Source organism: Kitasatospora sp. NPDC059673, from assembly GCF_042734215.1.
Classification (GTDB): domain Bacteria; phylum Actinomycetota; class Actinomycetes; order Streptomycetales; family Streptomycetaceae; genus Kitasatospora.
Window position 1 is genome coordinate 121,702 of sequence record NZ_JBHWEN010000002.1, and the last position, 12,698, is coordinate 134,399.

The 12,698-nt window shown below is 68.7% G+C and carries 13 protein-coding genes and 4 pseudogenes; 6 read left to right on the forward strand and 11 right to left on the reverse strand.

Annotated elements, in window-relative coordinates; all coding sequences use genetic code 11:
* Positions 1-18 precede the first annotated feature (18 nt).
* Positions 19-159: a hypothetical protein gene (locus ACFV18_RS02885; protein ID WP_380478533.1), complete on the forward strand. Its 141-nt coding sequence runs from the start codon at positions 19-21 to the stop codon at positions 157-159.
* 53 nt (positions 160-212) lie between these two features.
* On the opposite strand, the gene ACFV18_RS02890 is transcribed toward ACFV18_RS02885, so the two are convergent.
* Both ACFV18_RS02890 and ACFV18_RS02895 read right to left on the reverse strand, forming a co-directional pair.
* Positions 213-755 carry a HEAT repeat domain-containing protein gene (locus ACFV18_RS02890; protein ID WP_380478535.1) on the reverse strand — a complete coding sequence of 181 codons (543 nt, stop codon included), beginning with the start codon at positions 753-755 and terminating at the stop codon, positions 213-215.
* 67 nt (positions 756-822) lie between these two features.
* The gene (locus ACFV18_RS02895) at positions 823-1,173 is read right to left on the reverse strand and encodes a 5-carboxymethyl-2-hydroxymuconate Delta-isomerase (protein ID WP_380478537.1); all 351 of its coding nucleotides are present in this window, start codon (positions 1,171-1,173) and stop codon (positions 823-825) included.
* Positions 1,174-2,043: 870 nt separating this feature from the next.
* Between ACFV18_RS02895 and ACFV18_RS02900 the strand changes: the two genes are divergently transcribed.
* Positions 2,044-2,259: an e9imm peptide gene (locus ACFV18_RS02900; protein WP_380478539.1), complete on the forward strand. Its 216-nt coding sequence runs from the start codon at positions 2,044-2,046 to the stop codon at positions 2,257-2,259.
* A 7-nt stretch (positions 2,260-2,266) separates the two neighbouring features.
* On the opposite strand, the pseudogene ACFV18_RS02905 reads toward ACFV18_RS02900, so the two are convergent.
* Positions 2,267-2,526, reverse strand: a pseudogene (locus tag ACFV18_RS02905) (IS5/IS1182 family transposase); the annotation flags it as partial.
* A 561-nt stretch (positions 2,527-3,087) separates the two neighbouring features.
* On the opposite strand from ACFV18_RS02905, the pseudogene ACFV18_RS02910 reads away from it, so the two are divergent.
* Positions 3,088-3,461, forward strand: a pseudogene (locus ACFV18_RS02910) (transposase); the annotation flags it as partial.
* Between the two features lie 15 nt (positions 3,462-3,476).
* Here the strand turns inward: ACFV18_RS02910 and ACFV18_RS02915 are convergent.
* Entirely contained in the window at positions 3,477-4,142 is a 666-nt protein-coding gene (locus tag ACFV18_RS02915; RefSeq protein WP_380479234.1) for a Type 1 glutamine amidotransferase-like domain-containing protein, read from the reverse strand.
* Between the two features lie 506 nt (positions 4,143-4,648).
* Complete coding sequence (locus tag ACFV18_RS02920; RefSeq protein WP_380478541.1) at positions 4,649-5,113, reverse strand: helix-turn-helix domain-containing protein; 465 nt, start codon at positions 5,111-5,113, stop codon at positions 4,649-4,651.
* Here ACFV18_RS02920 and ACFV18_RS02925 point away from each other — a divergent pair.
* A complete protein-coding gene (locus ACFV18_RS02925) occupies positions 5,103-5,915 on the forward strand; it encodes an MBL fold metallo-hydrolase (RefSeq protein WP_380478543.1) in 813 nt (270 codons plus the stop codon). The two genes, ACFV18_RS02920 and ACFV18_RS02925, sit on opposite strands and share 11 nt — an antisense overlap.
* 293 nt (positions 5,916-6,208) lie before the next feature.
* Positions 6,209-7,006 carry a hypothetical protein gene (locus ACFV18_RS02930; protein WP_380478544.1) on the forward strand — a complete coding sequence of 266 codons (798 nt, stop codon included), beginning with the start codon at positions 6,209-6,211 and terminating at the stop codon, positions 7,004-7,006.
* 415 nt (positions 7,007-7,421) lie between these two features.
* Here ACFV18_RS02930 and ACFV18_RS02935 read toward each other — a convergent pair whose 3' ends face one another.
* A complete protein-coding gene (locus tag ACFV18_RS02935; RefSeq protein WP_380478546.1) occupies positions 7,422-7,592 on the reverse strand; it encodes a hypothetical protein in 171 nt (56 codons plus the stop codon).
* A 610-nt stretch (positions 7,593-8,202) separates the two neighbouring features.
* On the opposite strand from ACFV18_RS02935, the gene ACFV18_RS02940 reads away from it, so the two are divergent.
* The gene (locus tag ACFV18_RS02940; RefSeq protein WP_380478548.1) at positions 8,203-9,018 is read left to right on the forward strand and encodes an alpha/beta fold hydrolase; all 816 of its coding nucleotides are present in this window, start codon (positions 8,203-8,205) and stop codon (positions 9,016-9,018) included.
* 208 nt (positions 9,019-9,226) lie between these two features.
* Here ACFV18_RS02940 and ACFV18_RS02945 read toward each other — a convergent pair whose 3' ends face one another.
* The 5 genes and pseudogenes from ACFV18_RS02945 to ACFV18_RS02965 all read right to left on the reverse strand — a co-directional run bounded on the left by ACFV18_RS02945 (position 9,227) and on the right by ACFV18_RS02965 (position 12,335).
* Positions 9,227-9,439 carry a hypothetical protein gene (locus ACFV18_RS02945; protein ID WP_380478550.1) on the reverse strand — a complete coding sequence of 71 codons (213 nt, stop codon included), beginning with the start codon at positions 9,437-9,439 and terminating at the stop codon, positions 9,227-9,229.
* A gap of 72 nt (positions 9,440-9,511) precedes the next feature.
* Positions 9,512-9,793, reverse strand: a complete 282-nt coding sequence (locus ACFV18_RS02950; protein WP_380478551.1) for a hypothetical protein — start codon at positions 9,791-9,793, stop codon at positions 9,512-9,514.
* A 289-nt stretch (positions 9,794-10,082) separates the two neighbouring features.
* Positions 10,083-10,853, reverse strand: a pseudogene (gene istB / locus ACFV18_RS02955) (IS21-like element helper ATPase IstB).
* Positions 10,850-12,007, reverse strand: a pseudogene (locus ACFV18_RS02960) (IS21 family transposase). Before ACFV18_RS02960 ends, istB begins: the two co-directional pseudogenes overlap by 4 nt.
* Before the next feature lie 172 nt (positions 12,008-12,179).
* Positions 12,180-12,335, reverse strand: a complete 156-nt coding sequence (locus tag ACFV18_RS02965) for a hypothetical protein (protein ID WP_380478553.1) — start codon at positions 12,333-12,335, stop codon at positions 12,180-12,182.
* Between the last annotated feature and the right edge of the window lie 363 nt (positions 12,336-12,698).

Consider the following 12,698-nt stretch of genomic DNA (forward strand, 5'->3'; position numbering starts at 1 on the left):
CTTCTCCGCTGCTACTTCGTGGCCGTCCCCGAACCACTGACCGGCGGCCCCACCCTGCCCGCCACAAAACGGCTGACCACGGCATCCACCTGCCTGATCGGCCAACTCCCGCAGAACGACAGCCGGTTCGCCGCCCGCCAAAGCGCCCCGGCCGCCTGATCGAATGGCAGCTCCCCACCTGAGCCCACCCCAACGTTCGGCCGACCGCCGCGCTATCTGGGCACGCGGGGACCGGTCCGTTCATAGATGGCCCCGCCGGGGATGAACCAGCCCGCCTTCTTCCGGACGGCCGGGCTCGGGTCCTGCCCGTGGGACGTCTGCAGGGCTGCGAGGGCCCTGGCATCGCTACGGGCGAACTTGCCGACGAGCTCGGCTGCCCGCGCCCGGACTCGCGGGTCGGGATCGGAGGCCAGATGCCGCAACGCGGGCTCGAGGACCTGGTCCGCACCCGGTGCGCATGCGTCGTCCTTGCACCGGTCGCACGCAAGGGCGTGAAACGCGGCGATCCTGACCTGGGCGTCGGGATCGTCGGCCATGGCGATCAGCTGCCCCATGGACTCGGTGTCGACCAGGTGGTCCAGAAGCCGGCAGCAGCCCTCCCGGACAGCCGCGCTCTCATGGGACAGCCCGGTCCGAATAGCACCCACGCCAGCGTCCTTGCGTCGCAGCAGCTCCCAGTACGCCGCCACGGCACGCTGCGGGTCGCCCAAGTACGAGACGAGGGCTTCGTTGTCGGTCCTGACGAATCCGAGCATGGCCTCAGTGTCGATCCGCCCGGCACACCCCGACAAACGAATTTCGCCCCCGCCTCCCCGACCGGCCTCAGTGCCCGGCGTGATGAACGAACACGTAGGCCTCCCGGTCCAGTTCACTCACCTCGACACCGAACGCGGCCGGCACCCGGACGTACGACCGCAGCAGATCAGTGACCCGCACGGACAACTCACTGCGCACCTCGGCACTGCGCCCGGCCAGGATCTTGATCTCCACCAGCACCACCGCCTCCCCCAACGCCCCGTCACCGACCAGATGCGAAACCGCCGGCCGCACCAGCGTCTTGCAATCGGCGGTGGCCGTGTCGATCACCTCGGGAATCAGCTGGTGAACCTCCTTCGCAAACGCCGTCGCATCGAAGTCCAGGCCCGGCGAGTGGTCAATCAAAATCTGCGGCATCGCGAACACCCTCCTGAACGCCCAACGGCCCGGGTCCCTCCCGGCACGCCGACGTCCGTGGTCAGCCGACTCTACTGACTCCTCAACCGCCCGACCCAGCACGGCCGAACCTCCCCTCTCCCCCCCCACCGGCGCCGGACCAGCCTGCCAAGCTCCGGCCTCATGACCACGCAGAGCTTCTGAAAGCTGACCGAGGACGCCCGTTGCCGACCCCCGATCCGGCCGACAGGACCGCAGCCGCCGCCATACCCGCCACCCACCCCGCAACGAGATCACCACCGCCGATCGAGTACTGCAGCACCTACTGGCCCACCCCGCCGACGCCTCCCCGCCCCAGCGTCCCGGCCTGCACGGTCCACCGGTCCGATATGCCACCGGCTGACGCGCAGCGGGCGCCGGCAGAGCCGTTGTTGCCGCGAGTGCACCTGCCCGCCGATCCCACTCCAGGCCACACCAACCTTCGAGCACACCACGGCCCCCACCCGGATTCCCCGGCCCGTCACTCGACCACAGACACGTCCGCCCATGACCCCGACAAACGAGGCCTGCTCCTTCCCGGGCCCTCCACAAACACCTGCGCAAGCACGGGGATCCGGTCAGTGATCCCGGACCGGCCACTCGTGTTCAGGTCGAGCACGGAAGCCCGGCGGACCGCGCCAACCAGGATGAGCGGCAGCCCCTCGTCGGCCTGGCCGAGACACGGCCCGAGGTCCACGACGAACGCATTGCGGGACCGCGCAGACAACCACCGCCGACCGTACGCACCGACCAATGACCGGCCGCACAACTCCCAACTCCTGTAGGAGCTGTCCGGCCGATCACGTGACTGTCCAGGCTGGCCCTCTTCCGGAAGGGGTAGCTGTGACGGTGATGGCTCGCGCAAAGGCCGTTGCGCTGGTGCAGAAGATCATGGATGCGGACTACGCCGACGATGCCGAGGCGTACGGCGTACTGACGGCGTTGGGCAGGGCCCTCGGCTGTCCGACCGGCTATGTAAGCGACTTGATCTTCTGGCCCACGGGCCGGGAGCTGACAGCTGCCGAGGTCGTCGATCAGGCTCTGGAGTACCGGCCCTTCGCCCTGTGACAGGGCCTCATAATCGCAGCCAGATGACCAGGGCGGCCGCAGTGACGATGCCGAGGAAGACGTAGCCGCGCTTGTCGTAGCAGGTCGCGACGGCCAGGGAGTTCTTCAGCCTGTTGATGGCCCCCTCGACAGTGTTGCGCTCCCTGTACCGGTCCTCGTCGAAACCCGGTGGCCGTCCGCCTCCTGATCCCCGGCGCAGACGAGCGGCGTGACTGTCGGCCTTCTCCGGATCGCATGCCGGATACCCTGCCGCCGCAAGTACTGACGGCAGATGTCCTCTGACAGGTGACCTTGACCGGTGGACAAGCGATCTTGACCGATCCGGAGAGCCGGACGCCTCGCCGTCACTGGTGGCCGTTACAGGCCGGCCGCTCGGATGAGCGGCCTCTGGGACTGCGAAGATCGGCGGATGGTGCGCGTAGGTGAGTTCTTCCTTGCAAAAGACGACGAGTCCGCCCTGCGGGTGGGCCCACGCCGCAGTCACGACTTCCCGGCTGTACCGTGCGACGGCATCTACCCCGATGACGCGGTTCTGCGGTGGGAAGCCCAGCTGACTGGCACCAGGAGCACCCTGCGAGACGTGGTGCCCATGGCCAACGACGGATTCACCGTCTTCGCCATCCCCGAGCCGCTATGCAGGGCTCTGGCCACTGCGGGAAGAGCCCGGCTCCGAGCCGCAGCTCGTGCGTGGGCCGAGGCGACCTCCGAACCGGACGACGAGATCTCCCCAGCCAACGCGGCAGACCTCCTCGAACGTGTGGCAGCCCTGGCCAACGGTCGCACGGAGGAGCATCTCGACCTGTACTGCTGGTACTTCGCTCCCTGACCCCGCAGCTCATACCGGTCATGGAGCACATCCACGTCCCGCGACGGGGCGGCGGGCACCCGCGCACGCGGCCCGACCGGGTGGGCGGCGACAAGGCCTACAGCTCCCGCCGCAACCGCTGCTACCTGCGCAGACGTCAGATCAAGCACACCATCCCGGAGCCCCGGGCCAGCAGGCCAACCGCCGCCGTCGCGGCAGCAGGGGCGGCCGCCCACCCGCGTTCGACACGGAGGCCTACAAACGCCGCAACGAGGTCGAGCGCACGATCAATCGACTGAAGACCTTCCGCGCCGTCGCGACCCGCTACGACAAGCGGGCCTACGTCTTCCACGGCACAGTCACCCTCGCAGCGATCCGTCTCTGGCTCCGGCCATGACCCGCCGGACAGAACCTAGCGATCGAACAGCCTCCAACTCCCCTCGGAAACGACCTCGACGACACCGTCCACCACCGTGATGGCCGTCCGGTCGTCGATCGCGTACCCCGGCACCGGCACGCGCGCGGCCCACTTCTCGGCGTCGGCCATGGAGTTCTCCGGGCACATCACGTTGTCCAGGTGTGGGAAGATCGAGAATCCGACCAGGCCCAGCGCACTGTCGCCGCCCGCAGCCGGCTTCCAGCCGACGAACTCCTCCCCGACGTGCGGGGCCATCACCATGCTGCCGGCGCTCAGTCCCACGTAGACCGTCTCGCTCAGCGTGGGGAACAGATCCGCCAGGCCGGATGCACGCATCCAGTGGTGCAGGTACAAAACGTCGCCCCCGCACACCAGCAGCGCGTCGACCTCCCGGACCATGGGGACCCAGTTCTCCTCGTCGATGCTGGGCAGCGCGGTCAGCTCCAGCATCCCCACGGTTTTCCACCCCAACTCGACCAAGGGGGTGGACGATTGCCCGGCGATCTGCCGCCACGCCCCGACGGCCGTCCCGGGCATGCCGTACATCGCGGTGGGAATACACAGCGCGGTGGACTCCGCGATGGGTTTGCCCAGCAGATCGACCAGCGCGTCGCGAATGCTCCGGTTGCTGACGCCGCCGGAGGTGAGAAGAAGCTTCATCGCGCCTTCCTTGTCCATCGGGAGCCGTGGCAGGCCACGGCAAGCGGGAGTCCTGAACGTACGGGGGCCTTCCGGCAAGCGAGTCAATCACGGGGCACTGACACGCAGAGCACGCGAGTTGGCGACGCATCAGCCGGGAGCCGCCAATGGCGAACCGACCTGCGATCCCAGATCCGCACGGGCGAGTCCTGGCACAACCCGAACCTGGACAGCTGCCGGACCGACAAGATGGTCATTCTCGACCTCACACCAGCCACTCACTGGTCCCCCGCTTCAATCCCGTGACCCGAACCCGTTCCGGCGCGGGCCCGGCCAACGCCCAAAGCGACCCGCGACCCCGGCAGTTCGGGCAACGACGCTCGGGGACCGTCCCCGGGATCGATCACCGCCCCCATGCACGGCTCCCGGCCCCACCACCTCGAGCAACACCTGCTCCCAGTAACCCCCGACACCGACCCACAGAACAACCCGAAGCCGACACCTCTCGGCCCACCCCCTGCCGCCGATCAGGTTCTGTGCGAAATGACCATCAGGTATTCGCAGGGAGCGTTCGTCGAGTTGGCGAAACCGTGCTCCGCGTCGGCCTGGAAGAACAGGGAGTCGCCCGCGTTGAGGGTCTCGGTGATTCCGCCGATCGCAACGGTGACGGTACCTGCGAGCACCACGAGTTGCTTCTCCGTACCGGGCGGATACGCGGGCATCAGCACGGTGGAGACCTGCGCGGGCAGGTGGTGAACGACCATCTCGGATCCCCCCGCGCCCGGGGCCGCTGACACGATGTGCCGCTCGAAGCCGGTCTCCGGGTCACGGAAAATCGGACGATCATCCTTCCGCATGACAATGGCCACACCGGACGCGGCGCCGGCAGGCGCACCGACCAGATCCGACAGCGACGCATCGAGCGCGTGGGCGATCCTGGACGCGACGCCGATCGTCGGACTCTTCTCACCGCGTTCGACCTTGGACAGCATCGCCCGGCACCACGCCACGTTCGAATTCGGCAACCTGCAGGTGACCTCGCTGCGGGACGGGTACATCGACATGCCACCGACCCGGCTCCGCGACGAGGACGGCCGCCCGCTCGACGTGCTGCCGGCCGCCGTCCCGCTGGCCGGTGGCAACCTTCGGCTGTCGGTCAACGCCTTCTTCGTCACCGACGGCGCCCGGTCGGTCCTCGCCGACACCGGCGCGTCCAACGTCTGGCACGACCCCACCATGGGGCTGATCCACGACGCGCTCGACGAAGCGGGAATCGACCGCGCGCGCGTCACCGATGTGGCCATCACCCACAAGCACGAGGACCACGTCAGCGGCCTGATCGCACCGGACGGTTCGGAGGCGTTCCCCGAACTCGAACGCGTGTGGATCGGCGCGGGCGACACCTCGGTGTTCACGGGGCGACTCGAACCGATCCGCGACCGGGTCGTACCCGTGTCGGAGAAGGTCGCGGTCAACGACTGGACCACCGCGGTCCCGACCCCCGGCCACACACCCGGTCACACCGTCTACGACATCAGGAGCAGCAGCGGCCACCTTCTGGTCTGGGGCGACACCGTCCACGTCCCCACCCTCCAGTTCGACCGGCCGAACGTCTCCTGGGAGTTCGACGGCGACCAGCCCCAGGCCCGCGCCGCACGAGCAGCCCTCCTCGACCAACTGCCCCACCCCCACCACTTCGTGGCCGGCGCTCACCTCGACTCACCCGGCATCGCCCGCGTCACCCCCTCCGGCCACGGCTACGCCCTGGAGTACCTCGCACCACCGATCGGCTGATCGACCCCGCCAACGGCTCCCGGACGATTTCGAAGTCGGGGAGACTCCAGCTCCTTTCCGTGCCGGCGGGGACGGTGGGAGCGGTGCGGGGCAGCGTCGTTGGCACCAGCGGGTTGCGCGCGGGGCCACCGAACACGGCGAGGCACGTTCCTCTCGCAGGTGGCGCCGCCCGGCCATAGCTGCCTCGACAGCCCACCGGAACGGTCTCACCGCACTGCGACCGCCGGACACCCCAACCTTCAAACTTTCCCTGGTGGAGGGCCCTGTCCGGCTCCCGTGCAAGACTGCAGCGCATGTCCCTCGCCGACCTCACCTTCGACCAGTGGCAGTCCTTCGACCTCACGATCGCCCGCCGAATCGCACAACAGGCAGCTGAACTGGCGGGCGGCCGCGTGACTGCCGTCGAAACCGTCGAACACCTCGGCACCCGGATGCACCGCGTCCTGATCGACCGGAACGCACAGGAATTCGCCCTGGTGCCGGGCGGCACAGTGAGGCTCGGATTCGACCTCGACACCTGGCAACCGACGTCCGAACAGGCCGCCGACTACCAGGAGAGCCTGGAGCAGGGTTTCGGGTACGGCCCGGACCTCCGAGCCCACCTCGCCCATCTGCTCAGCCCGCGCCGGCACGTCACCCTGGCGACGGTGCTCATGGCGGTGAAGGACGAGAACCTGACCGAGCCACCCGCCGACATGCCCGCCGTACTCGCAGCCCGCGGCCTGCGAATGCCGACCTCCGACGAATGGGAACACGCCTGCGGAGCCGGCGCGAACACCCTCTTCCGATGGGGCAACGAATGCCCCCTCGACCGGATCCCCTACGACGACCACACCGGCCCCCAGCACCACCCGAACGCCCTCGGCCTCCGCATGGCCCACGACACCTACCGCACCGAGCTCACCAGCGACACCACCGCCGTACACGGCGGCGACGGCGGCGAGTCAGCCTGCGGCGGCTACGGCCACCTCCTCGGATGGCTGCCCCTGGCCACCGCCAACCGCAACCCGTTCTACGCCGAGTTCGTCCACGGACCGGACGGCGAAGACATGTACGAAGACTTCTCCACCCGCCCGGTACTCGAACTCTGACCCTCCACCACCACACGGCACCCACGCTCGTCGCACCATGCACAACACGACTTCAGCAGGTACCTCCCGGTCACGGAGCGCTGGTCCGACAGGACGGCCGCACCAGCCGGATGCCGTACCGGTCGAGTTCGGCCGAGACGCAGCCCTGCCGGCGAGGCCCAGCAGGCCGGGCCGCTCGCGCGCAAGCTCGAGCTCCGTCCCGATCAACGCGGCTGGACAAGTAGTCCCGAAGCCAGTCGGGTCGGCCGGTTCTGCTCCGGACATGCGGGAGGGTGTCCAGCACCGGGATTGTGACGATCTGCGAGCCGGACACCCTCCTGACCGCACTCTACGCACGGACCGATGATCATCTGCGCCGAATGCGCATACTGCGCCGCCCTCCGCAGCTGACGAACTCCGAACTGACCCGCCACGGCTACAGCCGCTCCCACTCCCGCTGCTTCTGGGGCCTGAAACTCCATCTGGTCTGCACCCCGGCCGGGCTGCCCGAATCGACGAACGCGAGGTGCTGGCCGCGTTGATCGAGACCGAACCCGACCTCGTCCGCGAACGGCCCGGCCTGCAGATCCTCGCCGACAAGGGCCATGTCTCCGCCGAACCTCGACCGCCTCCTCGACCAGTACGGCGTCTGGCACAACCGCACCACGGCCCAGAACCAGCGGGAGCGCGAGCGGGGCCGCAACCGGCCCACCCGGCCAGTGCCGAGCGGCGCACGATGTCGCGGGAGCGGCCGCATTCCACCGGCGTGGAGTCGGTGATCCACACCGGCTCGGCCCACAGGTCGCCCGCCCTCGCCAGATCGCGGACGGCCCGCTGCAACGGTGGCCGGGCGGCTCGCAGATGCTTGCTGCAGGCGGGCCGCCCGGGCAGACCGGGGAACATGCCCCGCAAATGGGCATGGGCGAAGCAAACCCAGCGGGCCTCGGAGCGGAACCCGAGCAGCACCTGTCCGCGTACTTGTTGAAGTGCTCAGCCAGGTACAGATGAACGTGCTTACTGACTTCGGCCTGTCAGGGTGACGTTGGACTGTCGAGGGCGAGACCGGTACTGGTCCGCCTTGGCAGCTGGCATTTCGTCAGTGCAACCTCACATGTCACACTTCTGATACTTCGAACAGTGTCCGCATGTGGGAAGACCCCGGCGAACACCCCTCACCCCAAGCCGCGGTCCGCACCCGAGGAGAGGAAGACAGGTCAATGGTTCGATCGGTCGACAGATTCGTCGAGACCTCCGACGGCGGAAAGATCTTCGCCACGCAGGCGGGTGCCGGGTCTGACCTGGTCCTGCTGAACGCCGGGGCCATGGACCTTCGGATGTGGGACTCCAACCTCGGCGCCCTCGCCGCCGGGCACCGGGTGACCAGGTACGACGATCGCGGCACCGGCACGCGCTCCGCGAAACCGGTGCGTCCGTGGTCCTTCACGCGCGACCTGCTCGCCGTCCTCGACGCGCTGGACGTCGCGCGCCCGGTGCTGGTCGGATCGTCCGACGGGGGCCGCAAGGCCCTCGACTTCGCCGTGGCACACCCCGACCGGGTGTCCGGCCTGATCCTGGTCGGCACCGCCATGTACCTTCCGGACCCCGATCCGCAGGACCAGGCCGCCCTGGCCGCACTCCTGTACGCCCTCACCCCTCGCCAACACGCCGTCGACCGGGGCGACTTCGCCGCCGCGGCCAGCCACGACCTGAATGTCTGGTCCCCCAGGACCACGCCAGAACAGCGCGCCCGCATCCAGGAGATGTACGCCGATTCGCCCGGCTTCTTCGCCGGGTGGCCCGCCGAGCCGCTGCCCGAGGCCCGGCCGGGGATCGAACATCTGGGCCTCGTCCAGGCGCCGACTACGGTCGTGGTTGGCGAGCACGACACGGACTTCACCCGACGCTGCGCGCTGCGGATCTCGCACGGTGTGTCGGGCACCCGGCGGATCGACGTTCCCGGCGCCGACCACTTCGTCAACCTGACGCGCCCGGACGCCTTCCATCAGCTGGTCACCGAGTTCCGACCCGCGTAAGGGCACCGACCGAAGGCCGGCCGAGGCCGGTTCGCCGAGGGGCCGACCGCCGGGGCCGAGTGAGTGCTCCCACGCGGCAAGGCCAGGCTGTACACGGCCAGGGCCCGCCCCGCCCCGGCCAGGAGGGCCGCCTTGATGGAGCTCGGCCAGGGGAAGTCGGGCGTCGAGGCGCGGTGCCCGTGCAGAAGACCTCAACCGGTCAGCCGATTCAGATCTTCAGGTCCACGTCGGCGCTGCCCTTCACCTCGTCGTAGAAGGCCTCGTCGAGGAGCCACCCGACGTCCAGGACACCGGCATTCGGCAGTGTGTCCGGCCGCGGCGGCCAGCCGGTCGGCGAACTCCGTGATCTGCCCGGCCTCAGCCCGGTCGGCGCTCCGGACCCGCCGGTGCCGAGCGGGCGCGTGCCGAGCCGGCCGAGCACTACGTACCGGCTCGCCGCGGCGGTCCGTCCGTTGGCTTTACTAGCGAGATGGAGGCTTGATAGCGGCTGTTGCTAGGTCTCCCGCTGGCCAGCCGGTGTGTTCGGTCGGTGCCATTCGCTCTCCGCGGGCACCCCGTCCGGCCAGGCGAAGCGCAACTCTCCGTCCATCGCGGCGACCAGCCATTGGGCGAAGGAGATCCCCTGCGGCCAACAGCCACCGTCTGCGTTGGACCACATCGCGCCGTCCGGGTCGCGGAAGTCGATCATCGACCACATCGTGCAGCCCCAGTCGTAGAGCGGCACGACACCTGCAGGAATGCGCCCGCTGGGATCCGGCCCGTTCTCATAGGGCACTGCGATGTGCTCCTGCCACGACCCCACATCGACTGGCGGGACCCCGTCGATGGGGCCGAAGCCGCCGTTGGACACCTCCGTGTAGAGACGCCGGAGAAGCGTGGGAAGGCGAACCCGATGACACGTTCCGCCTCGGCAACGGCCTCCGGCGGGGCCGGCGGAGGCGCCTGCCGTTCCCGGGCGATCCTCCGGCAGGCTTCAATGATCTCGTCATCGGTCACCCGGTGATCGTATGAACCGACTCGGACAGTTGACGCCGTTCTTCCAGCGCGAGGGATTCGCGTGCGGGTCAGGCCGCCTCGGTGTCGCGTTCGATGGCGGCGAGCCGGTTCTTCAGCCGGTAGCTGGGTCCGTTGATGGAGACCCCTTCGCAGTGGTGGAGGAGCCGGTCGAGGACGGCGGTTGCGAGGACCTCATCGCCGAAGACCTGACCCCACTCGCTGGAGGTCTTGTTCTAGGTCAGGATGATCGAGCCCTTCTCATAGCGCTTGGAGATCACCTGGAAGACCAGGTTCGCCTCGGCACGGTCGAGAGGCTGGTCGCCGACCTCGTCCACCACGAGAACGCTCGGCCGCAGGTAGGTGCGGAGCTTGCTGGTCAGCCGTCCCGCGGCCTCCGTTGCCTTGAAGTGTCTGACCATGTCGTCAAGGCTGGTGAAGTAGATCGAGAAGGCCGCCCGGCAGACGGCGACCGCCGGAGCGACGGCAAGGTGGGTCTTGCCGACCCCGGGCGGCCCGAGCAGGGCGGCATTGGCCTTGGCCTCGACGAAGGAGAGGGTGGCGAGGTCCTTGATCTTGCGGGGGTCGAGCTCGGGCTGGAACGAGAAGTCGTAATCGTCGAGCGTCTTGTGGTGTGGCTGCTTCGACAGCCGCAGGTTCTGGCGGAAGCGGCGGTCATCCCGAACGGCGAGCTCCTCCGCCAGGACCAGGTCAACGAACTCGAGATAGCCCATCCTCGCCTCATCGGCCCGCTGGGCGTACTGGTTCATGCCCTCGGCAAGGTGGGGCAGGCCGAGCTTGGCGGCCGTGGTGCGGATGCGGGTGCTGACCAGCTGGCTCAACGGAACTCCCTCGTCGCGGACTTGGTGGTAACGGGACGGGTTCCGGTCAGCTCGTCATAGACCGACAGCGGCCTGCGGCCGACCTCGACGTGGGCGGCGGCGGCCTGACTCAACAGGGCCTGCAGCGGACTGGTCTCCTCGGCCACGGAACGATCGCGTCGGGGCTGGGGAAGAAGGTCCCCCGTGGCGACGCGGCGGGTGTCGCCCTTCGGAAGAAGACCGTCCCAGTGGCGTTCGTGGACGACGCGAGCGCCGCGGCCCAGCGCCCGACGATGGACGGCCAGCAGTATGTTGCCGTTCGCGTCGGGGACAGTGGCGTGGAGCATCACCTGAGACTTCCTGGCCCTGATCTCGACCAGCTGACGGGCGCGGACCCTGCGGGCAGGCACCGAGTAGAGGTTGGCGTCGAAGGCGACCAGGCAGTCCTTGCCGACATGCCGCAGGTGCCGCTGCGTGACGACGTAGGGCGTTCTCGGCAGTGGGCCGCAGGGCCACGTGATCGCGGACCGCACGATGGCCGATGACCTCGCCGGGTGTGCCGTGGACGCGGGATCGCCGCAGTGGCACCCAGGCCGAGAACGCGGCGTCGAGCTCCTCGATCGAGGAGAACGCCCAGCCGGCCAGGACGTGATCACGGACGATGGCGACCTGCCGCTCGACCCGGCCCTTGCCCTGCGGCCGGTAGGCTGCGAGCACGTCGATGTCGAGGTCGTAGTGGCCGGCGAAGGCCACCGCCTCGGGGTGGAGCGGGACAGCCTCACCCGGGGCGATGTACCCTCGTCGCCCCAGCCGACCTGGGCCTGGGCACCGGGGACCACCTCGAACCGGCGGTGCAGGCCGGCCAGCTCACCCGGGCTGATGCCGAGCTCCTCGGCGATCCGCGGCCTGGCCTCCTGCAGCGAGATCTTCACGCGCTGGTTGTTGCCCGTGAACCCGTACTCGCTGGCCAGCCGCTCGTGGACCACCGTCCCCTTGATCAGGATCTCGGACCGCAGCATCGCGTCGATCAACGGCGCGACCTCGTCCACCACCCGCTTGCGGGCCTGCCCGTTCGACATCTGGCGGGGCGGCCCGACCGGCCCCTGCGCGGAAAGGTACTTGCGGACCGTGCGGCGATTCGGCCCGGTCTCCTTCGAGATCTCCGACAGGCTCATCGCCCCGGACTCGAACAGACCGTGGAACCGCCGGAGTTCCAACCATCGATGCGGATCCAAGACATCGTCAGCCGCCCTCCGCCATCCGAACCGGCCAAGCAGCAGACTGCCGAACGAGGACTCTCCGCACCTCAGGAACTGGGCACGTTCACTCGTGCGTGGTTGGGCACATTCACATGTACGCCGACAGCACCTGGGCCACGGCCAGCCAGACCACTTCGCAGTTCGTCAGCCGCAGAGGGCGGCCCAGTATGCGCATTCGGCGCAGATGATCATCGATCCGCACGTAGAGTGCAGTCAGGAGGGTGTCCAGCTCGCAGATCGTCACAATCCCGATGCTGGGCACCCTCCCGCACATCCGGAGCAGAACCGGCAAACCCGGCCGACTCCAGAACTACTCGTCCAGCGGCCGAGGTCGGCATCTTCCCGGCCGAGCGCGCCCAGGTTCAGGATGTGGTGGTTCGGCGGCCGGTGGTCCACAACGACCACGCAAACCCCAAGCCAGCACTACCGGTCGAGGCTGCGGCGCCCCGGGTGGACAACAAGCGCGTCTATCCCGCGACGGGTTGGCGCACGAGATTCCAGTCGGCGATCCTGCCGCCGTGATATCGGCGTTCGCCGCAGCTCGCGGAGGTACCTGTACGACATGTCCTCCGGTGCCGTAGTTCCATAGCCTCACCAAGCACGATTC

What these genes read in the sequence shown, in the direction of transcription:
- ACFV18_RS02930 (WP_380478544.1), top strand. Translation starts at nt 6,209, where the DNA reads ATGTCCCTCGCCGACCTCACCTTCGACCAGTGGCAGTCCTTCGACCTC.
- ACFV18_RS02935 (WP_380478546.1), bottom strand. Translation starts at nt 7,592, where the DNA reads ATGGCCCTTGTCGGCGAGGATCTGCAGGCCGGGCCGTTCGCGGACGAG.
- ACFV18_RS02915 (WP_380479234.1), bottom strand. Translation starts at nt 4,142, where the DNA reads ATGAAGCTTCTTCTCACCTCCGGCGGCGTCAGCAACCGGAGCATTCGC.
- ACFV18_RS02940 (WP_380478548.1), top strand. Translation starts at nt 8,203, where the DNA reads ATGGTTCGATCGGTCGACAGATTCGTCGAGACCTCCGACGGCGGAAAG.
- ACFV18_RS02900 (WP_380478539.1), top strand. Translation starts at nt 2,044, where the DNA reads ATGGCTCGCGCAAAGGCCGTTGCGCTGGTGCAGAAGATCATGGATGCG.
- ACFV18_RS02895 (WP_380478537.1), bottom strand. Translation starts at nt 1,173, where the DNA reads ATGCCGCAGATTTTGATTGACCACTCGCCGGGCCTGGACTTCGATGCG.
- ACFV18_RS02920 (WP_380478541.1), bottom strand. Translation starts at nt 5,113, where the DNA reads ATGCTGTCCAAGGTCGAACGCGGTGAGAAGAGTCCGACGATCGGCGTC.
- ACFV18_RS02890 (WP_380478535.1), bottom strand. Translation starts at nt 755, where the DNA reads ATGCTCGGATTCGTCAGGACCGACAACGAAGCCCTCGTCTCGTACTTG.